This is a genomic window from Martelella sp. HB161492 (assembly GCF_013184775.1).
Classification (GTDB): Bacteria; Pseudomonadota; Alphaproteobacteria; order Rhizobiales; family Rhizobiaceae; genus Martelella.
Genome location: NZ_JAATVV010000006.1, coordinates 129,608 through 153,740, shown reverse-complemented (window position 1 = coordinate 153,740; position 24,133 = coordinate 129,608). Strand labels below are relative to the sequence as shown.

Sequence of the window (24,133 nt, the reverse complement as noted above, 5' to 3'; positions counted from 1 at the left end):
TCCCAAAAAACGGCGAAAATGATGATTGACAGCAGAATGGCTTTGATTATACGCTTAATCAATCAGAGGAGGACATCTTGACGGACCGTGGGCAAAAGCGCGCGAAGCGCATCACCCAGAGCGATGTGGCAGCGATGGCGGGCGTTTCGACCGCCGTGGTTTCTGCCGTCATCTCGCCCAAGCCCGGCAAGACGATCCGTGTCGGCGAAGAGGCTGCAAAGCGCGTCCGGGCCGCGATGGAGACCCTTGGCTATGCGCCGGATGTCGTCGCCCAGTCGCTCGCACGCGGTCAGCGCAACATCATCGGCGTCTTTACCTATGAAGCCGTTTTCCCCTCCGACCGCAAAAACTTCTTCTATCCCTTCCTGCTCGGGATCGAGCGCGGAGCGATGCGGTGCGGCCAGGACCTTCTGCTCTTCACCTCTTCGACTCTCGACAAGGGTCGCCGCAGCATTTTCCCCAACGGCACCAACCGGATGGGCATTGCCGATGGCGCCATTCTTCTGGGTGCCGTCCAGGACAAGGCCGAACTCAAAAGGCTCTGCGATACCGGCTTTCCCTTCGTGACCATCGGCCGGCGTGAGGTCGGGGGCCGCGCAGTCAGCTGGGTCGCCCCGGATTACTGTTCCGCCGTGCGCGATGTTGTCGCGCGCTGCCGCGCGCTTGGTCACCGCACACTGAAATTCATCGGTGAATCCGAGATTCGCGAACAGAACGAGGATCGCGAGCGCGGTTTTCTCGAAAACGGCTTTGACGACCTGTCGCTGTCCGTCGAACGCATCGACCCTGACAAGATAACGCAGGCTTGGGTGCGCATGCTGCTTCGGTCCGATGCCACCGTGGTGCTGACCGAGACCTTTGCCCATGCCGTGGCGCTGGAGCGGCAGATCAGCGCGCTCGGCCTTGATATTCCCGACGTGATCTCCGTCGTCGCGCTGGCGGCCCCGCTGTTTGACGAGGCCGAGGGCTCGCGCTGGACCCGCATTTCCATTCCCCGGGAGGAGATGGGCGAACGGGCAGTCGAAAATCTGATCTTGAAGATCCGGGATCCGGCCAATGCGCCAGACAATGTGATGCAGAAGCTGGGCTATGTCCCCGGCGAAACGCTTAAGGCCGTTTGATAAGACTTAATAAGTGGGAGAAGAGAACATGCAGACCAAATTGATTAAGCGGTTAATCATAGCGACAGCGCTCTGCGGAGCCCTGACGACAGCCGCCAATGCAACCGAACTTCGCTTCACCGTGTGGACCGGCAGCCAGCCGCATCTCGACATGCTGAACGCGATTGCCGCCGGCTTTGCCGAAACCCATCCGGACGTCACGGTCAAATTCGACACCATTCCCTTCAACGACTATGTGCAGAAGATCACGCTTCAGCTCGCTGGCGGCAATCCGCCCGATCTCGGCTGGCTTCTGGAGAATTCCGGCCCCGCCTTTGTCGACGCCGGTACGCTGGTCGACGTGTCGAAAACGCTGAACGACACTGCGGGTTACGACTATGCCGATTTCTCCAAGCCGGCGATGGGACTGTGGACCAGCGGCGATGCCGTTTATGGTGTGCCCTTTTCGACCTCGCCTTTCCTGATCTACTACAACAAGTCGCTCTATGACGCCGCCGGGCTGGAAACGCCGAGCGAACGTGTCGCCGATGGCAGCTGGACCTGGGAGCAGCTCAAGGCCGATGCGGCTGCCCTGCGCGATGCCGATGCCGGCATCTGGGGCTACGAAACCGTCGATGGCCAGGGCTATGGCGCCCGGGTGATGCACAATCTCATGCCGATCGTCAGGGCCTATGGCGGCGAAGCCTGGTCTGACGGCACCTGCACGCTGAACAGTGATGATGCCGTTGAAGCCGTCACCCTGTTCCACGATATGGTTTACAAGGACGGTTCGACGGTTCCGCCCGGTGAGCAGGGCGACTTCTTCTCCGGAAAGTCGGCGCTGACCATGACGCAGCTGTCGCGGGTCTCCAAACTTGCCGATGCCGGTTTCGACTGGGGGATTGTACCGCTGCCGAAAGGCCCTGCGGGTGATGCGCAGACGGTTGGCCAGGCGGCCATCGTTGCCTTTGCCCAGGGCAAGAACAAGGAACTCGCCGCTGAATTCCTCGCTTACATGACCGACAAGGACAATGTTGCAAAAATGGCGGAATTCTTCCCGCCGGCGCGCAAATCGGTGCTGCAGAGCGAGGCTTTCCTGTCCTCCAATCCGGCGGTCACGCCGGAACAGATGGAGATTGTCGCGGCAGGCATCGAGGCTGGCAGCGTGCTGCCCAACAGCGTCAACTATCCGCAGATCGAAGCCGAGGCCCGGCCCGATTTCGATGCGCTCTGGGCACCGGACGCCAATGTGAAGGCGGTGCTCGACAAGCTCTGCAAGGATATCCAGCCGCTCTTGAAGTGATGGCCCGTGCCGGTGCCTCGGCACCAGCCGGAAAGACAGGACCGGCCGAGCTGCGGCCGGTTCTGAAACCGCCCGTCCGCGACCTGCGTACCGGCTCGTAACCACAAAACCCATCTGGCAGAAAGGGAGGCGCATCATGTCGGCTGCCGAACGGGACCCGTCCCTGTCCCTCAGGACACGCGAGGCCATTGCCGGCTGGCTGTTTGTCAGCCCGATCCTCACCGGCTTCCTGATCTTCTTCGTCGGACCGCTGGTGGCCGTGTTCTACTATTCCACCACCGAATGGAACCTGCTCAGTCAGAAGTCACGCTTCGTCGGTATGGAAAATTACGTTGATGCGCTCACCGCCAACGACACCTTCTGGCATGTGCTCGGCAATTCGCTGATCTTCGCTGCCGGGCTGGTGCCGCTCAACATGGCGCTGGCACTCGGCCTGGCGCTGGCGCTTTGCAAACCGATGCGCGGCGTGGTGATCTTCCGCACCGTCTTCTTCGCGCCGGTGATCACCTCGGCGGTGGCCTGGGCGATCATCTGGACCTTCCTGCTGCAGCATGAGAGCGGCGCGGTGAACCGGGCGCTCGGCCTGTTCGGCATTGATGGCCCCAACTGGCTGCATCAGCCGGGCTGGGCGATGTTTTCCGTGATCATCACGCGCGTGCTGAAGACCGTCGGCCTCAACATGATCCTCTATATCGCCGCGCTGCAATCCATCCCGCGCGATTATGAGGAGGCCGCGCGGCTCGAAGGGGCGAATGGCTGGGACATCTTCCGCCGGATCACCTGGCCGCTGCTGGCGCCGACGACGCTCGTCATCATGGTGATCACCGTTGTCGGCTCGCTCAAGGTCTTCGATCATATCTATCTCATGACCGGCGGTGGACCTCAGAACGCCACGCTGGTGCTGGCCTTCTACATCTACGAACAGGGCTTCAAATTCTTCAATACCGGCTATGCCGCAGCGCTCGCCGTCGTCCTCTTCGTTCTGATCCTGGCGCTGACCATCCTGCAAATGCTTTTGAAGGCGGCACGCAAATGACCTATCGCCAACACCAGAAAATCACCCGGATCTGCTGGGTCCTCGGGCTTGCGGCACTGGCCATTCCCTTTGTCTTTCCCTTCATCTGGATGCTGTCGGGATCGATCAAGGGCCAGGCGGACGTATTCTCCTCCGCCGCCCTCATTCCCGCCGTCCCGCATTTCGAGAACTTTCCGCAGGTCTTCGCCTATCAGCCCTTCGCCCGGCAATATTTCAACTCGCTCTATATCGCCGTGGTGGTCACCGGACTGACGCTGTTTCTCTCGTCGCTGGCGGGCTATGCGCTGGCCCGGCTGCGCTTCGCCGGCAGCGGACTTGTCCTGCTGATGCTGATTTCGGCGCTGATGATGCCTGAAGAAGTCACCATCATTCCGAACTTTTTCCTGATGAAGGCGCTGGGCCTGATGAACACGCACATGCCGCTGATCCTGCTGCCAATATTCGGTTCGCAGGGCGTGATGGCGACCTTCCTGATGCGGCAGTATTTCCTGGCACTGCCGAAGGAACTGGAAGAAGCCGGACGGATGGACGGGCTCTCGCGGTTTGGCGTCTATTTCAAGGTCGCCTTGCCGCTGTCGAAGCCGGCGCTCTCGGCGGTGGGCATCATCACCTTCCTGTTTTCCTGGAACCTGTTTCTCGAGCCGCTGGTTTTCGTGAACGACATCAAGCTCTTCACCCTGCCGCTCGCGCTTGCGAATTTCACCGACACCTATGGCCTGCCGCTCTGGAATCTCCAGCTTGCGGCCACCGCGATGGCCGTCGTCCCCATGCTCATCGTCTACATTCTGGCGCAGCGCCAGATCGTTGAAAGTTTCGCCATGTCTGGCGTGAAAGGATAATGAAATGAAAGAGCTTGGCTCTGATCTCGTCATCATCGGCGGCGGACTTGGCGGCGTTGCCGCTGCCCTTTCCGCGCTGAAGCTCGGACGCAGCGTCATCCTGACGGAAGAGTTCAAATGGCTTGGCGGTCAGCTGACGACCCAGGCTGTACCACCGGATGAAAATCCCTGGATCGAGACCGGATCGACCGCGAGCTATCGTGCGCTCCGGCGGCTGATCCGCGAATATTACCGCGATTTCTATCCGCTTACGCAGGAAGCCCTGAACGATCCGCTGCTCAATCCCGGGCTTGGCAATGTTTCACCGCTCTGCGCCGAACCGCGCGCTGGCCTTGCCGCCATCGAGGCATTGCTCGCCCCCTGGTTTGCAACCGGCCGGCTGACGGTGCTTTTGAATACGAAGCCGATCGCGGTCGAGACGGACGGAAACCGTTTCCGGGCGATCACCGTCACCTCGGCCGAGCATGGCGACATGGTTCTGACGGGCCGCTACTTTGTCGATGCGACCGAGCTCGGCGATCTGCTGGAGCTGGGCGGCGTTGAACATGTGATCGGCGCGGAATCGCAGGCGGACACTGGCGAGCCCAACGCGCTTCCGGGCCCTGCAGACCCGATGGACCAGCAGGCCGTGAGCTGGTGCTTCGCCATGAGCTATCACCCCGACGAAGATCACACGATCGCCCGGCCGCGCGATTACGACGACTGGCACGATTTCAAGCTCGATTTCTGGCCCGACCGGCAGCTGTCCTTCATCGGTCCCAATCCGGTCACCCTGGAAGCCGATGAGCGGCCGCTTTTCGTTGGCGACAGCGACAGCCGCTTTGCCCCCGACAACTGGCACTATCGCCGGATCTTCGCCCGCCGCAATCACCTGGCCGGGCGTTACCCCTCCGATATCTGCCTCGTCAACTGGCCACAGATCGACTATTGCGGCGGTCCGCTTGTCGGCGTCTCGCCGGCGGAAGCTAAGAAACATCTTGAAGGCGCGCGCCAGCTGTCACTGTCCATGCTCTACTGGATGCAGACCGAAGCCCCGCGCCATGACGGCGGCTACGGCTATCGCGGGCTGAAACCGGCCGGTGCGGTGATGGGCACGCTCGACGGGCTGACCATTGCCCCCTATATCCGCGAGAGCCGACGCATCAAGGCGCTGTTCACCATCACCGAGAACCATGTCGGTATTGATGCGCGGAAAGGCATGACAGGCGCTGAACAGTTCGAAGACAGTGTCGGTGTCGGCTCCTACCGGATCGACCTTCATCCTTCGACGGCGCCGCGCAACTATGTCGATATTGCCAACTGGCCGTTCCAGATCCCGCTTGGCAGCCTGATCCCGACCCGGGTGGAGAACCTGCTGCCGGCCTGCAAGAACATCGGCACCACCCACCTGACGAATGGCTGCTATCGCCTGCATCCGGTGGAATGGAACATTGGCGAAAGCGTCGGTGCACTGGCCGCCTTCTGCCTAGACAGGGCCGTTTCGCCACGTGGCATTCACGAGACGAAGGCCCTGCGCTCAGCCTTCCAGACACTGCTCACCGAGACCTTTGACGTGCCGCTCGCATGGCCGAAGGAGGTGCGCGAAACCCCAAGGCTCGAACTGTTTGGACGCGTGGAGTAACACCATGGCAAAGCTTGAACTGAAAGCGCTGAAGAAATCATATGGCGCGACAGAGATCATCAAGGGGATTGATCTCGCCATCGAGGACGGCGAATTCTGCGTCTTTGTCGGCCCGTCGGGTTGCGGCAAGTCGACCCTTTTGCGCATGGTCGCCGGACTTGAGGATATCAGCGGCGGAACGCTTGAAATCGGCGGCCGCCGGATGAACGATGTCGCACCGGCAAAACGCGGCGTCGCCATGGTGTTCCAATCCTATGCGCTCTACCCGCATCTGACCGTCGAGGAAAACATCGCCTTCGGGCTCAAGGTCCGCAAGACACCGAAGGACGACATCACGCGGCTGGTCGATGAGGCCGTGACCATGCTGCAGCTCGACAAGCTCAAGGCGCGCTTCCCGCGCGAGCTGTCCGGCGGCCAGCGCCAGCGCGTCGCCATCGGCCGGGCCATTGTCGCCCAGCCGGAAACCTTCCTGTTCGATGAGCCGCTGTCGAACCTCGATGCCGAGCTACGGGTTCACATGCGCACGCAGATTTCCGAACTGCATCAGCGCCTCGGGCGGACCATGATCTACGTCACCCATGATCAGGTGGAAGCGATGACGCTCGCCGACAAGATCGTGCTTCTGCGTGACGGCCGGATCGAACAGGTGGGCACGCCGCATGACCTTTACGAGCGGCCGGAAAACCTCTTCGCCGCACAATTCATCGGTGCACCGAAGATGAACATCTTCACGTTGACGGACGGGTTTGAAGCCCTGCGAGCAGCGTTTGCGCTGCCGGCGGCAGCACAGCATTGCGGCATCCGCCCCGATGCGCTGGTGATCGCCGAAAATGGCGTCGGGCCGATTGCGGCAACCGTGCGCCTGACCGAATATCTCGGTAATGCCCGCCTCGTTCATGCCGATGTCGAAGGCCATGGCACCGTCATCATCGAGTTGCCGGCCGGCGCGACGCTGTCGCCAGGAATGCCGATCGCCCTGGCGGCACGACCGGGCAGCACGCATTGCTTTGACAAGGCAGGCTGCCGTCTTCCGGCATGAGGCATTGGCGGTGTGATCAACCCGCCGACCGAAGGCGTGGTCATGGGCTGAAGGCCTTTCGTGCGGACCTGAACCGCCCATGATCTTCTCAGACTTGCCGGTTATGCCGATGGCTGCCCGCAATGCGGCTGTGCAGCCCTATGCGAGCCCGGAGACGACGCATGCTCACCCGAATGGCATTTCCGGTCCCGGATTGCCCGAATTTGCCCCCTTAGTCTTGCGGTCATCCGCACTCGGATTGCATTCCACAGTCGTATCGGGAAGATAGAATTTGCCGTCCGGCGATACCTGGGTACCACCTGGGCAGCCGGGCATATTCGCAGTGCCGTCGCCGCCATCATGTCCGTCCTGGGCCAAACAGGATGTGACCAAAACGATGCTTAAGGCAAATGCGCCGTACAATTTGCGACCAAAACGGACGCCGCGAATTCTTCCATCATAAAGCAAAGCGAATTCCTCCCTTCGAGGAATTTCATTTTATACTATGATTTTAAAATATATTTTGTATATATATCAAATATAAATGCAGCCTGGGACCGTATGAATGACCTCGCGATTTTGCACCTCGCTGCGTTTTCCGGTGCCCCTCACCCGCCGAGCTTGATCCTGGCCGGAGCGCTGAAGGAATAGCCAATGCCGTAGGTCGAACGGATTGGCGTCTCCGTGCCGATTTCGTTTTCGATCTTGCGGCGAAGACGGCTGACGACGGCATCGAGATGGCGATTGTCGAAAGGCGTCTGGCGTGTGGCAAGCCGGCCATAAAGCATCTCACGCGAACAGGGGTTGCCCGCGCTTTCAATCAGCACCGACAGGAAGTCCCGTTCGGTTGCCGTCAGCCGGATGTGCTTGCCCTCGGGCGAAACAAGCTGCCAGGCCGCATTGTCCAGCACCCATTCACGACCGGCTTTCGTTTCGCCATCGCGGCGCGGCAGCCTGCGCAGCAGGCTCTGCACGGCGGCAAGGATTTCCCTGAGGCTTGTATTCTTGACCAGATAGATGTCGGCGCCGCTTTCAAAACCGCGCACCCTGCTTTCCGCATCGCCATGGGCCGTCAGCATGATGATCCCGGCATCGTCCGTCTCGCGCAGCCTGCGGGCAATATTGAAGCCATTGCCGTCCGGCAGCGCGATATCGAGGATGATGACGTTCGGCCGCCACGGTGTATCGAGCACAGCCTGCATCGCAGCCGCCGTTTCGACACCGACAGCCTCATAGCCGTGCAGGCAGAGATAATCGACGAGATCGGTGCGCAGGAACGCCTCGTCCTCGATGACCAGAATGGTGCTCATGTCGGTAACGGCTCCTCCCCCATGCCCTCACGTGCCGGGCTCATGCCCGGTAACGGCAACTGCACCACCGCCGTTGTTCCGCCGCCGAAGCGCCGATAGAGCAGCACCGTTCCGCCATGATAACCCGCCAATCGGCAGCAGGTATTAAGGCCAAGACCAGTCCCCGGTATGGTGCCGGTATTGGACGCCCGGAAAAAGCGCCGGCCGACCTCAGCGGTCTCGGCCCGCGGCACGCCGATGCCCCTGTCCCTCACCTCTATGATCAGCAGATCATTGCGCGCCAGGAAGCCGAGCTCTACCGGCCTGTCGAACGGCGAATATTTCAGCGCATTGTCGACCAGATTGACGATGATGGTCCAAAGCATTTCGACATCCGCATGATATTCAGGAAGATCATCGGCAACGGTAAAGCGAAGCCGGCTTGCCTGCTCCACCCGGTCGAAATGATTTCGGACATTTTCGGCCAGCGTGGAAAAATCGATAGTTTCGGTTTCCGGAGCACCGCCGATCAGCCGCTCGCTATCGAGAAACTTGTCGATCAGCATCGTCATCCGGGTGACGGATTCGTCAATACCCTGCAGGCGCTTGCGGATGGTCTCGGAGGGCTGCTCGATAAGCATTTCCAGCATTTCGCCGGCATAGCGGATCGCGGCAAGCGGTGTGCGGAATTCATGGCTGACCGTGTGTACCAGCTGCTGCTGCTCTTCGCGGCTTGCCCGTTCTGCCGCAAGACTGGTCGAAAGCTCGGCCTGCAGGCGGCGGCGGGTCGCGATCTCCATCGACAATGTTCGATTGCGGTCAAGCAGATCCTGGTTCAGCCGGATGCCAAGCATGAACAGGAGGCAGATATAGAAGGCCGACATGAAGATGATGCTCTCGAAGAAATACCAGGCATTGACATTGCTGATCACCGGCCCGGCGTCCACGGTCACCGGCCACCAGTAGACGAGCGCGCTTTGCAGGAGGTCTATGCCGATATGCCCGGCCAGGAGAACGATGCCGGTCCACTTGAGAGCAGCGGGAAGGGTTTGGTCGATCCAGAGGCTGTGGATCATCATACCAAAGATGACGAGGGTGAAGGCCGCCGACAAATGAAGCCGCAGCGCCAGATCCCCCGGATAGTAGACGAGCGCCAGCAGCCAGAGCGTCATATGGATGACAAGGCACCATGCCGCCAGTCGGCGAAAGCCGGGCTGGCCAAGAAAACGCGACATTCCATCGGCAAACGCCACCACACCGACCTTGATGAACATATTGTCGAAGAAAATCTGGACGCGTGACGGTTCGGGGTCGCGCAACAGGAACAGCGCCAGGCCGATGGCGATCGACACGAAGCCGATGGCCAGATCCCGCAATTCATAGAATTGCTGCCAGACCCGCCAGATCAAAAGCCAGGCTGCGGCCTGCAAGGCTGCGGCCACCGACCCGAACAGCAATAAAGTCTTGAGATCCAGCATCGCCAAGACATGCCTGACGTCGAATTCCGGCGCAAGCGGCATAAGAGCAACAACTGCGCGAAACAACGTGCTTTTCGACCCAGATCGGAGGTTGCGTCTGCCCGCTGTCAGAATTGGTCAGATTTCGTCAGAATTGGTAAGTGGATCGCCTCTCCAGACAAACATTATACAGAGCGAAGGGATGCCGGGCCGATCGCCTGGCATAAGGGGGGCTGATTCGGAATGTCTAGCGCGTATCTTCGCAACGCTCTTCGCTCATCAGGCACGGCTGGGGTCAGCGCTCGCCGTTCTTCAATGCGGCGGCTTGTTGCCCTGTTATCCGTTGCAACAGCGCTCGTTCCGGTTTCGGTCCTGGCGCAGGAAGCCCTGCCGAGCGGCGGCGCGTTTACAACCGGCAGCGGTTCGATTTCCGCCTCCGGCACCAGCATGACCGTCACCCAGTCCTCTGACGCCGGCATCGTGTCCTGGGGCGGGTTTTCGATCGGCAGCGGCAATATTGTTCAGTTCAACAATGGTTCCGGCGCGACGCTGAACCGGGTCACCGGCAATGTGACGTCAACGATCGACGGCAATCTCTCGGCAACCGGCAGTCTTTACCTCGTAAACCCCGCCGGCATCGTTGTCGGCTCGGGCGGCATGATCGCAACGGGTGGCACCTTTGCTGCCTCCACCCAGGACCTTTCCGACAGCGACTTCCTCGATGGCGGATCCATGACCTTCTCCGGCTCCAGCGCCGCCGAGGTGGTCAACGCCGGAACCATCCATTCCGCGCAAGGCGACATCGCGCTGATCGCCCGCCGCGTCGAGAACACCGGAACGCTGGAGGCGCCGAACGGCACGGCGGCGCTTGCGGCCGGATACCAGGTGCTGATGAAGGACAAGGCCGACGAGAATGGCCTGCTTTCGGTCGAGCTTGGCGGCGAGGATACCGAAGCGGTCAATACCGGCACCATCAAGGCAGCAAATGCCGAGATCCGCGCCAATGGCGGCAATGTCTATGCGCTTGCGGGCAATACGGACAGCGTGATCAAGGCAACCGGTGTGACGAAATCGAGCGGCCGCATCTTCCTGACAGCCGGCAACAAGGGCACGGTCAAGGTGACGGGCAAGGTCGTGGCGCGCAAGGCGGCGGCCGGCGTCGACCTCGCCAATGTCCCCATCCCCTACCGCAAGCCGACCGAAGGCGGCGATGTCGCGATCACCGGCGGCACGGTCGAAATTTCCGGCACGATCGACGCCTCGGCGGAAGCGGGCGGCACCAAGGGCGGCACGGTCACGGCGGTGGCCGATGGAACCATTTCGTTTTCCGGCAGCATTCTGGCGCAAGGTGGCACGGGCGGAACAGGCGGGAGTGTCGAGACGTCCGGCAGCCATGTCGATATTGGCGATACGGCTCTCGTCAATACGCTCTCCGAAAGCGGTACGGCGGGCAACTGGCTGATCGATCCGTATAACGTGACGATTTCCGACGCTGCCGATACCGGCGTGGGCTTCACCGCGGCGGCCAACAATACGGTGATCAATGTCACCACGCTCACCAACGCACTGGCGACAACAGGCGTCACGGTTTCAACGGGAACCAGTGGCAGCCAGTCTGGCGACATCACTGTCGATGCCGCAATTTCCTGGGGTGCCGACACCGTTCTGACATTGGATGCCGCTGGCAGCATCCAGATCAACGCGGATATCACCGCCACCGGCACAAGCGCCGGTCTGGCGCTTGTAACGGGGAGCGATTACAGCCTCAATGATGGCGCCCGCGTTACCCTGTCGGGGGCGAACGCCAGCTTCTCGGTCAATGGTCAGGCCTATACGCTGATTCATGATGTCAGCGAGCTGCAGGCGATCACCGGCAGCGGCTATTACGCCCTTGGCAATGACATTGATGCTTCGGCGACGGCAAACTGGAACAGCGGTGAGGGATGGGACCCGATTGGTGGCTTTTCCGGTGTTCTTGCCGGCTTCAATCACGCAATTGACGGGTTGACGAGCAATCGAACATCCTCCAGCTCTGTCGGGATGTTTTCATCGACCTCCGGGGCCTTCCGGGATTTTACCCTCTCCAACGTCCTGATCGTGAGTGGCGGCAGTGCCGGCGCTCTCGCCTACCGGCTCAACCCGTCCGCGTATGTCCGCAATATCCACGTGACCGGCAGAGTCACCTCTGTTGGAAGCGGCGGCCAGGTCGGCGGTCTGATCGGCTGGGACGACCAGACCACCATTTCCGGCTCGTCCTCGGCGGCAACAGTGACCGGCTTCGGCGAGGTCGGCGGCCTGGTCGGGCGCCTGCGCGCCGCCACCATTACAAATTCCTATGCAACCGGGGCAGTCACCGGCACTGAGGATTATGTCGGCGGCCTGGTCGGCAGCACCTATCAGGGCGGCACGCTCACCAATGTCTATGCCAGCGGCAATGTCAGCGGCACGACCAATGTCGGCGGCCTGGTCGGCGGTGCGGCCTATGCCGGCGCAGTGACAGCAACGAATGCGTATTGGGATGTTGATTCGACCGGCCAGAGCACAAGTTATGCCGGCAGCGCGATCACCAATGCCAATGCCTATTCATCCGCCAGCTATTCCGGCTTCGACTTTACCAACACCTGGGTGATGATTGCCGGTCAAACCCGGCCGATGCTGCAATCAGAATATTCGACCGTGATCTATACCCCGCACGCCCTGCAGCTAATGGCGCTGAATCTGACCGCCGATTACACGCTCGGTGCGGATATCGACATGACCAGCGCCTTCACCGCCAATAGTGGCGGCTATTATGGCGATGTCTGGGGTTCCGCCGGGTTCTCACCGGTTGGCAGTGGCGCGACGCCCTTTGCGGGAAGCCTCGACGGGAATGACCTTCAGATCAATGGCCTGATGATCGCGCGTGGTTCTTCGGCCTATGTCGCGCTTTTCGCCGCCGCCAGCGGCGCCCGACTGGTCAATACAGAACTGACAAATGCAAATGTGACCGGGCGCAGCTATGTCGCCGCACTGGTTGGCTATGCGCACACCGGAACCGTGATATCAGGCATCAGCGTCGACGGTGCGGTCACTGCTAGCTACGGCTATTCCGGTCTCGTGGTCGGAAGTCTTAACACCGGGAGCCTGACCGGTTCGTATTCTTCGGGAACGGTTCTGGCGTCTGCAGGCTCCACGGCGCTGGGCGGACTGGCAGGACAGATCACGGCAGGTACCACGGTCGATCAGGTCAGCTCCAGTGCAAGCGTAACCGGGACCAGTTCGGTGGGTGGTCTGATCGGAATGTCGGCCGGCGCGATCTCCAATGCCTATGCGAGCGGGCGCGTGACCGGCCTTTCCGGCGGCGCTTCGGCAGGTGGACTGGTTGGCCAGAACTATTCGTCGGGCACCATCACCAGTACATATGCGACCGGCTATGTGACCGGCGGCACGCAGGTGGGCGGTCTCGTCGGCTCTAATGCCGGCGCGGCCTCCGGCATCACCAATTCCTGGTTCGATACCGGCACCACCGGGCGCACCAACGGCATTGGCAGCGGTAGCGGCGGCGTTACCGGCCGGACCACGGCCCAGCTCCAGGGCGCTTTGCCCAGCGGCTTCTCATCGGCGATCTGGGGAACGGGGGCCAACCTCTACCCCTATCTCACCGCGCAATATGCCACGACACCGGTCGCCGTCTCGGGCATCGCCTATAGTGACGGCGGCACGACGGCGCTGGCCGGCATCGATGTCAGCGCAATCTCCGGCGGCAGCCTGATCGGCACGGCAAGTACCGGCGCCAACGGCTACTATTACATTCTGAGGCCGGCCGGAACAGTTACGTCTTCCGGCTCGCTTGCTTTTCTCGATGGCGCAGGCATTGATGGTGCTGCCTTTGGCGACAGCGTCACCGCGACCGGTGTGAGCGGGCTCGATATCTATGGCACGTCGCTTGATCTCGTCACGGGAGCGTCCTCGCTTACCGGCACCATCGCCAATCTCGTCGCCACGCTCGGTTCCTACAGCGACACCGATCTCGCCTTCATCCACCCCGCCGCAACGCAGCTGACATCGACCGACTACGGCCTCTATATCGATACCGCCTCCACCTATTCGCTCGACCGCAACCTCACCTCGGGCGGGCTGCTGATGCTTTCGGGCACGGGCAGCTACGCGGTCAGCGGCACAGTCACGCTCACCGCCGCCGGTGACCTGACGGTTGACGGCGGGCTTTCCTGGAGCGATGCCGCAGCGCTGACGCTCAAGACGACCGCCGGCGATATCGCCGTCGATGGCGCGGTCACGGCGACGTCCGGCGCTATCACCCTCAATGCCACCGGCGCTGTCAATGTGACCGGCGCCGTGAATGTCGGCACCTTCACGCTTGCCGGCGGAACATGGTCGCAGATCGGCGCGACCCTGCCCAGCTTCGCCGCCACGGATTTCCGCCTTACGGGCGGCACCTTCGTCCGCGCGCTCGGCGGCGACGGCACGGTGGCGAACCCCTATCAGCTCTTCGACGTCTATGGCCTGCAGGGCGTCGCCTCGGTCATCGCCGGCACGGCGACCGGCGCCAATTATGTGCTCGCCAACGACATCGATGCCACCTCGACCACCGCCTGGAATGCCGGCACGGGCTTTGCCGCAACCACGCTTGGCGGCAATTTCGACGGCGCCGGCCACACGATCGACGGGCTGGTTCTGGCGGGCTCAGGTCTCTTCGGTTCCTTTACGGATCATGGTTCGGATGTGGCGATCCACGATCTCACCCTCACCAATGCGACGAGGACTGCCATCAGTGCGTCGGGTTCCGGCCTTCTCGTCGGCTTGATCTCCGGCACGGCATCCATCAACCACGCCATCACCAATGTCTCCGTCAGCGGGACGATCACCCTGACCGGCGTCGGCCAGAACGTCGGCGGACTTGTCGGCGCCGTGAACGCGGGCACGCGCGCCACCATCACCGGTTCCAGTTCGGACGTGACGATCGATATCCTCTCAGGCAGTGACGCCGGTGGTCTGGTCGGCTATAACGGCGGCGACCTCACCATTACCGGCTCCTCCGCCTCCGGCGACGTCACCTCTCTCTCCTTGGTCGGCGGCCTTCTGGGCGAGAGCGGCGGAACGCTGACGATCAGCCGGTCATTCGCCACGGGCGACGTGACCACAAGGGTTGGCACGGGGTTGTATTTTGGCGTCGCCGGCGGCCTTGTCGGCGCGATCAGCGGTTCGGCAAGCCTGTCGGAGGTCTATGCCAGCGGCGCGGTTTCCTATGAGGGCCGGTCCGATCCAAGTAGCGTCACCCTCGGCGGCCTGGTGGGAGTAGGTTCCGGTTTTTCGATCACCAATTCCTATTCGGCATCGGATGTGACCTCTTCCGTCGGCAACAGCACTGTCGGCGGGCTCGTCGGCGAGGCCTATAATGATGTGACGATCACCACCTCCTATGCTTCCGGGGCGCTTTCCGGCACGCTCGCCGGCGGGCTGATCGGCAAGGCCTCCGGCTCGGGAACCGCGATTTCGGGCGGCGTCTGGAATGCCGGGGCGACCGGTGTGGCCGTTGCCATTGGCGACAATACAGGCGCGGCGACACTCACCAATGTCCTGGCCGCCAGCACCGCGGAAATGACGAGCCTTGCGACCTATGCCGCGCTCGGCTTCGACATCGATGACGAGGGCGGCACGGGCAGGGTCTGGCGCATCTATGACGGCTCGACCACGCCGCTCTTGCGTAGCTACCTCACCGCGCTCACCATCACCGGCGGTTCCAGCACCAAGGTCTATGACGGCAGCACGGTTTCGGGCGATGTCGGCGGGCTGACCTACAGCAATCCGGGCTACGACACATCCGAAGTGCTCGGCACGGCCTATTACACCGCGAATTCGAAGAATGTCGGCACCTATTCGGCAAGCGCTCTCGGCCTTGACGGGATCTATTCCACCCAGACCGGCTACGACATCACCTTCGTTTCTGGAACCCTCACCGTCACGGCAAAGACGCTGACCGTGAGCGCAAGCGCCAATGACAAGGTCTATGACGGCACGACGGATGCAACCGGCAGCCTGACGCTTTCCGGCGTCATCCTCGGCGACACGGTTTCGGCAGATGGCACCTATGCCTTTACCGACAAGAATGCCGGTACGGGCAAGACGGTCAATGTTTCGGCGATCGCCCTTTCGGGTGCGGACGCCGGCAACTACACCATCGTCACGACGGCCTCGACCACGGCGGCCATCACGGCGAAGACGCTGACCGTGAGCGCAAGCGCCAATGACAAGGTCTATGACGGCACGACGGATGCGACCGGCAGCCTCACGCTTTCCGGCGTCATCCTCGGCGACACGGTTTCGGCAGATGGCACCTATGCCTTTACCGACAGGAATGTCGGCACGGGCAAGACGGTCAATGTCTCGTCGATCGCCCTTTCGGGCGCCGATGCCGGCAACTACACCATCGTCACGACCGCTTCGACCACGGCGGCCATCACGGCGAAGACGCTAACCGTGAGCGCGAGCGCCAATGACAAGGTCTATGACGGCACCACGGATGCCACCGGCAGCCTCACGCTTTCCGGCGTCATCCTCGGCGACACGGTTTCGGCAGATGGCACCTATGCCTTTACCGACAGGAATGTCGGCACGGGCAAGACGGTCAATGTCTCGTCGATCGGCCTTTCGGGCGCGGATGCCGGCAACTACACCATCGCCGCCACCGCTTCGGCCAGCGCCGATATCACCGCCAAGATGCTGACGGCCAGCGCCACTGCCAATGACAAGATCTATGACGGTACCACGGATGCAACCGGCGCCATCAGCCTCGTTGGCGTGATCGCGGGCGATACGGTATCGGTCGATGGTGCAAGCTACGCCTTTACCGACAAGAATGCCGGCACGGGCAAGACGGTCAATGTTTCGGCGATCGCCCTTTCGGGCGCAGATGCAGCCAACTACACCATCGCCGCCATCGCTTCGGCCAACGCCGATATCACCGCTGCCACGCTGGAGGTTGCCGCCGCCAATCAGCAGATGGCAGAAGGTGATGCCGTGCCGCTCTTGACTTACAGCTACGAGGGTCTTGTTGCAGGTGACGACGCCACGCTGTTTTCCGGCGGGCTTGCGACGACGGCAAGTTCGGTCTCGGCCACGGGCCTCTATGCCATCACGCAAGGCACACTGGCGGCGACAGAAAATTACGTCATCCATTTCACCGACGGCACACTGGCCGTCACCAGTGGCGCCGCGGTCAATGACGAAGACAAGCCGATTCCGGGCCATATTGCTGTGTTCGAGCGCGACCTGCCGGCCCTTGAACTCAATGAGCCTGAGCGTGATAGCCGGCTCTGCGAGGTGCCATCCCAAATCGGCGAACAGTCCGGCGCCACTCCCTGCATTCGCTCCTACGGAAACTGGCTGAGCGCGGTGATAGACCAATGAGAGCAATCAGATCGCCATCCCCAAGACAGTCTGTCGCCCGAACGGCGCCGCGTCAGCAAATGCTGGCGGCTTCGCTGCTCGCCTGTGTCGTCGTCCTGAGCAGTGCGCCGGCCTTCGCCCAGCAGGCGCTGGAGCGCAATCTGCCGGAACGCGCACCGGACGAGCCTGTGACACTGGATATCGGCGCCCAGGATTTCGGCACGGAGGATAGCACGCCACTTGGCGTCGACCTTCATGGCGTGCACCTGATCGGCCAGGACGAGCCGGTTGCCGAAGCGCCGCCGCCAGGGATCACCGGCGCGCCGGTCGGCATCGACGCGCAGGCGCTATCCGCCGCACTTCAGCCGCTTCTCGCGCATCCGCTGTCGCTGGCGCTCGCAAGCGAGGTTCAGGCAGCGATTGCACGGATCTATCGGCAAGCAGGCTTCCCCTTCGTTTCGGTGACGCTGCCGCCTCAGGAAATCACCGGTGGCGTGCTGCAGGTGCGGATCATCGAGTTCAAGGCCGGCACGGTGACCGTCAACGGCGTCACACCCGACGAAGCGGTAGCGATCGCCGCCGATCTTCGGGTCGAAAAGGGCGGGCAGATCGACGCCCGGGCACTCAACGAGGACCTTGTCTGGCTGAACCGCTCGCCCTATCGCCGGGCATCGGGCATGTTCCGTCCGGGCGAAGAGACCGGCGAAAGCGATCTGACTGTCACGGTTACGCCCGGCAAGCCCTGGCAGGTCTATGGCGGCTGGTCGAATTCCGGCTCTGCCGATACCGGGCGGGACCGGTTCTATATCGGCGGCAATGCCCGCCTGCCCGGACCGACCGGTGCCTTCCTCTCCTACCAGCTGACCACCAGCGACGAGGTGTGGAGCGATCCATCGATCATCTTCCCGACAAAGGGAGCCTATCCTGACTACGTCAGTCAGGCCGGACGGCTGACGATCCCGATCCTTTCCCGCCAGAGCCTTGAAATCGCACCATCCTTCGTCGCCACCCGCCAGCAGGCCAACAGCTATTTCGACTTCGAGAACACAACCTATGAACTGCCGGTGATCTATCGATCGGCGATTTCCAATTTCGCGCCAGGTCACTATTGGGGCGATATCTATGGCGGCGTCGAACTGAAGCGCCTCGAACGCACAACCTATTTTGACGACGTGGCCGTCGGCGACGGCGCGGCAGATCTGTTTCAGCTCGTACTCGGCTGGAACAATGCCTTTTCTGATCCTCTCGGGCAGACGGCCGTGGATGTCAGCATCAGGGCCAATCCTGGTGGTGTGCTGCAGGGCAATGCCGCCACAACCTGGCAGACATTCTCCAACGGCCGCGTCGACAGCGTGACCTATGCCTATCTCGCTGCCGACATCGAGCATGCCATGCCGCTGCCGGCGCGCCTATCCTGGATTTCCGCGCTGTCGGCAACGCTGTCCGGCGTGCCGCTGCCCGATACGGAACGGATCTCGCTTGGCGGCCGCTATGCGGTGCGTGGCTATAATTACGACGATGTCAGCGTCGATAGCGGTTTCATCTGGCGCAACGAATTGCGGCTGCCTTCGATCGCGCCGCTCGCGGGACATCTGCCTGAAAGCTTGCCCGCCCTGGCCGACAATCTCTCGCCATATGCCTTTGCCGATATCGGTTTCGGGGTCGATCACGATAGCGGCGACACGGCAACGCTGTCCGGCATTGGCGCCGGCTTCGACTACCGGCTCGGCAACAGCCTGACGGTCAATTTCATCGCCGGTGTTGCCTTGCATGACGCAGGTGTCACCCAAGCCGGCAACTGGAACCTCCAGGCCGCGATCACCGGCCGGTTCTAGCGCATCGGCTCGAAAATCATGCGATGCATTGCGGATAGTGGCCTCAGCGTAAAGCGATGGCGGAGCTTTCAGCCGGGGCATTTCGGCCGGGATTGTCATCCCGTCGCCCGCTGCGGCAAATGCAAGATCAACCTTGCAATGCCGCAGACGGGCATCCGATCATGATTCATTCAGTTTTGCCGACTCTTTGCACGTCACTTTCTCTCTCACGCAATAAAGAGCCATGAGAGACGACTCGATGTCTTTCTCGATCGCGCTGAAAACAAGGTTCTGCAAGTCCCAACTGTCCTGCTCAAGTGCATCATATATGCGGTAAATGTCATGGGAGTGAGCCGCAAGATCATCGCGAATGTCTTGTTTATCAAGCGCCTTGTCTTCCTGACGTCGCGCAAAGCGATGGAATATGGAGCCAAGCAGTAAATCTGTCCTGTATGCAAGCGTTAAGGGGTGCGCAGGAAGCGGCGATTTTGATTTCTCAAGCTTATCCGTGGCGGTATCGACCGAGGTGAACCGAGACAGTGCCGGCCTGCCGAGACGCGAATATTCGCGAGCGAGGTCTCGGGGCAATAGCTTGGCGGAATTGTCGATCCCGCTCTTCTTCTCGAGGAGCTCGAAGCGAAGGGATTCGTTGCGCCGGTTGATGTGCTCACTCAGAGACATGAGATGCTCTCTCTGCTCGTGCGAAGGTTCATCTTTATACTTCGCTTCCTCTTCCTGCTTGAGCTTGGGCAAGCGCGCATCAACCCATTCACTTCTGAGCTCGCTGGACCGGAAAGTCTGGCAGGCGCGAGCGCGTCTGACGTCTTCGACGGGCAGTTCGGCGGTGGGCAGACGATCAGCGGACAGGTGACGATGTCGGTTGTTTTGAAGTGGCGAAGTTGGCATTGTATTTTTCCCTATATTTTCACAAGGAAAACTATATTGCTAATTCGCCTTATATTATATTTTATTTAACTACTTATATTGATGGAATATCTGCCGGATTATCCAGATGACCGGTATATCGTGCAGTCTGTCATTTGATCCTGATATCTCGTGGCTCATCCTTCCGGCCTGAACGGCGGATGCGCTTTGGGACATATTTCACTTGAGCGCAGCTGCGCGACAGAAGCCGGACCTCCGCGTCCACCTTTCCTGCCGTGCTGACTGCATCCGGGTCCTGATGGTTTCATACCGTCCTGACCGACCCATTGGCATCGCTTGGCCCATACCGACAGCGACCCTGGTTCTCTGCGCCCGAGTTCTCTCGGGAGAGAGTCCTCGCGCAGTTGTTGCAAATTTGCATCACAACCACCGGATACAGTATAATATTTTGCAATGTAAGATTGCGTTCACCGTCTGTCGTCGTTTCAATCCCCGCAAATCGGATTGAAAGGCGAAACGATGCATCGCGGAAATAATTTTCATGGAATTTCAGGCCTGAAGCAGGATCATCGGAGGGCTGCGGGAATAACCGCCATGCTTGCCTCGGTGTCATTGCTGGCAGTTCTTTGGGGCAGCTTATCGCCGGCCATGGCCGATGATGAATGCGGCGAGCCTCAAAATGGAGTCGTCATCTGCGATGCAGCGAGCTACGCGGATATCGATTATGCCCCTCTCGAAACGCTGACGATCCTGTTTAGCAATCCCGACACGCTGCTGACGGGTAAGGTAAATCTTGTGGCGTACAGCTTGGCCGACGAAGTCGATGGGCAGATCGTCATACCGCAGCTCAGTTCGGTCAATGGTGACATTCAGCTGATGGCCTTTCAGAGTGATGGACAAATCATGCTCGGCAGCGTCTCCGCTGTCGGTACGAGCCACACCATCACCGCCTACACGATTGTCGGCGATGCAGAAATCACTCTGGGGCTAGGGGACGGTCCTACGGTGATCAGTGGTTTCGGTCTCTACGCGACGACGTCCGTAGGACCATCGGGCGATGCACGGATCGTGTCTACCGACGCCCATCAGACCATCAATATCACCGGGAGCATTTCCTCGTCCAACGACGCCAGCGGCGATGCCATCATCGATATTGATTTTGGAGATACGACCACCGCTGATTTCGGTGCTTTCACCGCCACCGATTTTAGTCAGGCCCCCTTGCATGCTCAGGCGAGCGGATCGGGGAATGCAAGCATATCGCTCAGCAACGCCATGATGACGATCAGCAATTACAGCGACGGTGCGGATGTTGTCCTGGCCGAAACGACTGCGGCCAATGCATCTGGCAATGCGACCATTTCGATTGCCGATGTCACCGTTATAGGAGATCTGGGCCATCCGCTCAACATAAGGGCGACATCGGCAAACGGCGACGCGAGTATCTCGATTACCAATTCTCAGGGTCTAGAACCGGGAATCCTGATGGCGGGTGTTGTTGCGGAGGCCGCCAACGGAACCGCAACAATCATCCTCGGCGGCTCTGGCACGATCAGTGCGGTGGGCTCCGCCGCCGGCCTTGTTCGGGCCGAAGGGCAGCTCGCCTCGATTGCGGTCGACAGCTATGAGATCAGCGCGCTCGACGATGGCTCCGGCATGATCACCGCCCTCTCGACGTCGGGTGGTTCCGGCACCAATGCATCGCTCTCGGTTTCGAACAGTCTGGTCAACGCCGCAGCAGACTATGCCACTGCGATCCGCTCAGCCGGCAGCACGACCGTGCAGCGCAGCGCTATCGCGGTCGAGGGAACTTATTCCACCGGCCTCCAACTGGTCACGCGGGCCGGCGCTTCGGGAGCCAACACAGCCTCCATTGAGGATACGACGATCAATGCCACGGGCGCGGGCACCACAGCGGTTCTCATTGATGCTGCGGCGAACAGTTCACTCTCTCTCAACCTGCTTGGCGTTTCGACGCAAGTGAAACTGGCCGATCCGGTTGCTTCGGGACGCTACGTCGCTTCGGCAATCAGCATGCTCGACGATGAAACCTTCGGTGTGGAGGGCGTGCGCGACATCACCATGACCATAGACTCGGGCACGACGATCAGTGTCGATACCGATCCTGATCTGGACTCGCTGCCCGACACGGTCGAAATCGTTCAGTATGCCTTTGTCAACGCCATTGATGCCGCCGGCAACACGATTACCATCACCAGCGAAGGCGTCGTCATCGGCGATACCATGCTGGGCGGCGGATCCTCGAATGTCACGATTGCCGATGGCACATGGATCGGCAATATCTACGGCGATTTCGACAGCGTCAACGGTTCGTCTGCCGATACGCTCAACCAAGGGACGGATCAGTTCACCTGGACGGGCGGCAGCTTTGTCGGTGGTGTTTTCGGTGATGGCGGCGACGATTTCTTCGACATCGTGCTCACCGATAATCCGGAGGCAATTTCCGAAGCCAGCTTCGACGGTGGCGCGGGCGCCGATACGCTGCTGCTGGAGGCAGGCGATTACGGCACGATTTCCGGAGCGGCCATCACGGCCTTCGAAAATGTCATCTTCTCCGATGTCAACGCCGATCTGCAGGCAAGCGGACTGATGGCGCTCGATCTGCGTTCGGCCTATGCCGATGACGGCGTTCTGGGCACGCTCATCCTCGATCAGGGCACCAGCACCGCCTTCATCAGCGATCCGGACAGCGCCGATGGCGCCGTTCAGCTCGGCGGGCATCTGACGCTGACCGGCGGCGTGCTGGCGCAGCCGGCATCGAGCCAGCTCGAGGTTCTTGGCGATGTCAGAAACTGGGGCACCATCGCGCTGGCCGATGGCGCGATCGGCGGCGTGCTGACCATCGATGGCGATTATTACGGCAACGACGTGCCAGGCGGGCTGGCGCTGGTTTCACTCGATATATCGCGCGCTGGCGGCAATGACAGCATCGTGATCGGCGGGGATGTGTTCGGCACGACCGTTCTCAGCCTCAATGCCACAGGCCGCAGTCTGCGGCCACATATCTATGAGCTGGTACAGCTTGAAACCGGGGCGTCCGCCTCAGCCGATGCCTTCGCGCTCGACGGTGGCGGTTTCCGTTCGCGGCTGTTCAATTATGATCTCTTTTATTACGACAGCATATTCGGCGTCTTCGACAGCGGCTATTATCTGCTTCCATTCTTGAGCACGGGCAGCATTGAGGCCGGGTTCGACGAGGCGTTTCTGGCGCAGGCCAGCATGGCCGACCTCGTGTCGGCCGGCATCTCGCTTCAGCCCTATGTGCCGCTCTACGAAGCCTATCCATCCGTGCTTCTGGATATGATGGCCATACCCTCGCTGGAGACCCGTTCGGCAGGGCGCTACGCGCATGGCGAGGCGCTGTCGTCGGGGCCGGCTCCGGCGGCGCTGTGGGGACGCCTCGGCGGCTCCTTCAGCCACAACGATCCGGGACAGTCTACCACCGGCTATGATGACGATCTGTCGACTTCGCGCATGCAGGCGGGGCTTGACGGGCTGTTTTTCGACAATGCCGCCGGCGCGCTTGTGGCAAGCTTCACCGGTAACTACGCCAATGGCGAGGCGAAGGTCCGCTCCGCTTACGGCAATTCGAAGATCCATACGGATGGCTGGGGTCTCGGAGCAACGGTCACCTGGTTCGGCGAAAATGGTTTCTATGCCGATGGTCTGGCCGAGATGACGCTGTTTTCCAGCGAACTCAAGGCAGATGGCGAGATCATGTCGCCCGGCGACAGCGATGCGACAGGCTATGGGCTTTCCGCCGAGGTCGGACAGCGCTTCATGCTGACCGACACAATTTCGCTGACGCCGCAGGCCCAGCTTGCATTCACCTCGGTTTCGATCGACAGCTTTACCGGCCCTTATGGAGAGGCGGTCAGCTTCGACGATGGCCAGAGCCTGCTCGGTCGCATCGGGATCGGCATCGAAACGCTGAGGTCATGGCAGGATGGTTCGGGGGCGCCGCGCTCGGCCCGGTTCTACAGCACGGCCAGTCTCGACCATGAATTCCTCGATGGCACAAATGTCGTTGTCGACGAAATCTACAATCTGGCCTCGGTTCCCGATGACTGGTCGGGGACGCTGTCACTGGGCGGCTCCTATGGCTGGCAGGCCGGCAATGTGGCGATTAGCGTCTTTGCAGAGCTCAGCGCCGCCACAGGTTTTGATACCGGTTCTTTTGGCTATGGCGGCAATGTTGGCCTGAAGGTCCGGTGGTGAGAGGCTCCCGGCCAGCTTTCCTGCTCCGTCAGGCGTTCTGGCCACGGCCGCAACGAAGGCAGAAGACGCACCGACGGCAACCGCCAGCCGATGCGTCGAACCGATAAGATAGAGCGTCCTGATGCGTCCAAAAGGACGCACGGCGC

At 61.0% G+C, this 24,133-nt stretch carries 12 protein-coding genes; 9 read left to right on the top strand and 3 right to left on the bottom strand.

All coding sequences use genetic code 11. From position 1 onward, the window contains the following. Nucleotides 1-77 precede the first annotated feature (77 nt). The 6 genes from HCK86_RS11655 to ugpC all read left to right on the top strand — a co-directional run bounded on the left by HCK86_RS11655 (nucleotide 78) and on the right by ugpC (nucleotide 6,938). Nucleotides 78-1,121, top strand: a complete 1,044-nt coding sequence (locus tag HCK86_RS11655; RefSeq protein ID WP_176084645.1) for a LacI family DNA-binding transcriptional regulator — start codon at nucleotides 78-80, stop codon at nucleotides 1,119-1,121. A 28-nt stretch (nucleotides 1,122-1,149) separates the two neighbouring features. Then, nucleotides 1,150-2,403, top strand: coding sequence for a sugar ABC transporter substrate-binding protein (locus HCK86_RS11650; protein WP_176084644.1), 1,254 nt, complete (start codon nucleotides 1,150-1,152; stop codon nucleotides 2,401-2,403). A gap of 136 nt (nucleotides 2,404-2,539) precedes the next feature. Further along, nucleotides 2,540-3,439, top strand: coding sequence for a sugar ABC transporter permease (locus HCK86_RS11645; protein ID WP_176084643.1), 900 nt, complete (start codon nucleotides 2,540-2,542; stop codon nucleotides 3,437-3,439). Further along, nucleotides 3,436-4,278: a carbohydrate ABC transporter permease gene (locus HCK86_RS11640; RefSeq protein WP_176084642.1), complete on the top strand. Its 843-nt coding sequence runs from the start codon at nucleotides 3,436-3,438 to the stop codon at nucleotides 4,276-4,278. The genes HCK86_RS11645 and HCK86_RS11640 overlap by 4 nt, the downstream gene beginning before the upstream one ends. Before the next feature lie 4 nt (nucleotides 4,279-4,282). Continuing rightward, complete coding sequence (locus HCK86_RS11635; protein ID WP_176084641.1) at nucleotides 4,283-5,899, top strand: FAD-dependent oxidoreductase; 1,617 nt, start codon at nucleotides 4,283-4,285, stop codon at nucleotides 5,897-5,899. Between the two features lie 4 nt (nucleotides 5,900-5,903). Then, on the top strand, nucleotides 5,904-6,938 hold the full coding sequence (gene ugpC, locus HCK86_RS11630; protein WP_176084640.1) for a sn-glycerol-3-phosphate ABC transporter ATP-binding protein UgpC: 1,035 nt from the start codon (nucleotides 5,904-5,906) through the stop codon (nucleotides 6,936-6,938). A gap of 587 nt (nucleotides 6,939-7,525) precedes the next feature. Here ugpC and HCK86_RS11625 read toward each other — a convergent pair. Next, nucleotides 7,526-8,227 carry a response regulator transcription factor gene (locus HCK86_RS11625; RefSeq protein ID WP_176084639.1) on the bottom strand — a complete coding sequence of 234 codons (702 nt, stop codon included), beginning with the start codon at nucleotides 8,225-8,227 and terminating at the stop codon, nucleotides 7,526-7,528. Continuing rightward, a complete protein-coding gene (locus tag HCK86_RS11620) occupies nucleotides 8,224-9,684 on the bottom strand; it encodes a HAMP domain-containing sensor histidine kinase (RefSeq protein ID WP_246739562.1) in 1,461 nt (486 codons plus the stop codon). Before HCK86_RS11620 ends, HCK86_RS11625 begins: the two co-directional genes overlap by 4 nt. A 294-nt stretch (nucleotides 9,685-9,978) precedes the next feature. Between HCK86_RS11620 and HCK86_RS11615 the strand changes: the two genes are divergently transcribed. Further along, nucleotides 9,979-17,070 carry a YDG domain-containing protein gene (locus HCK86_RS11615; protein ID WP_176084638.1) on the top strand — a complete coding sequence of 2,364 codons (7,092 nt, stop codon included), beginning with the start codon at nucleotides 9,979-9,981 and terminating at the stop codon, nucleotides 17,068-17,070. After that, nucleotides 17,067-18,884, top strand: a complete 1,818-nt coding sequence (locus HCK86_RS11610; protein ID WP_246739561.1) for a ShlB/FhaC/HecB family hemolysin secretion/activation protein — start codon at nucleotides 17,067-17,069, stop codon at nucleotides 18,882-18,884. The genes HCK86_RS11615 and HCK86_RS11610 overlap by 4 nt, the downstream gene beginning before the upstream one ends. Before the next feature lie 159 nt (nucleotides 18,885-19,043). On the opposite strand, the gene HCK86_RS11605 is transcribed toward HCK86_RS11610, so the two are convergent. Next, a complete protein-coding gene (locus HCK86_RS11605; protein WP_176084637.1) occupies nucleotides 19,044-19,769 on the bottom strand; it encodes a hypothetical protein in 726 nt (241 codons plus the stop codon). A 573-nt stretch (nucleotides 19,770-20,342) separates the two neighbouring features. On the opposite strand from HCK86_RS11605, the gene HCK86_RS11600 reads away from it, so the two are divergent. Next, nucleotides 20,343-23,987: an autotransporter outer membrane beta-barrel domain-containing protein gene (locus HCK86_RS11600; RefSeq protein WP_176084636.1), complete on the top strand. Its 3,645-nt coding sequence runs from the start codon at nucleotides 20,343-20,345 to the stop codon at nucleotides 23,985-23,987. The last annotated feature ends 146 nt before the right edge of the window (nucleotides 23,988-24,133 follow it).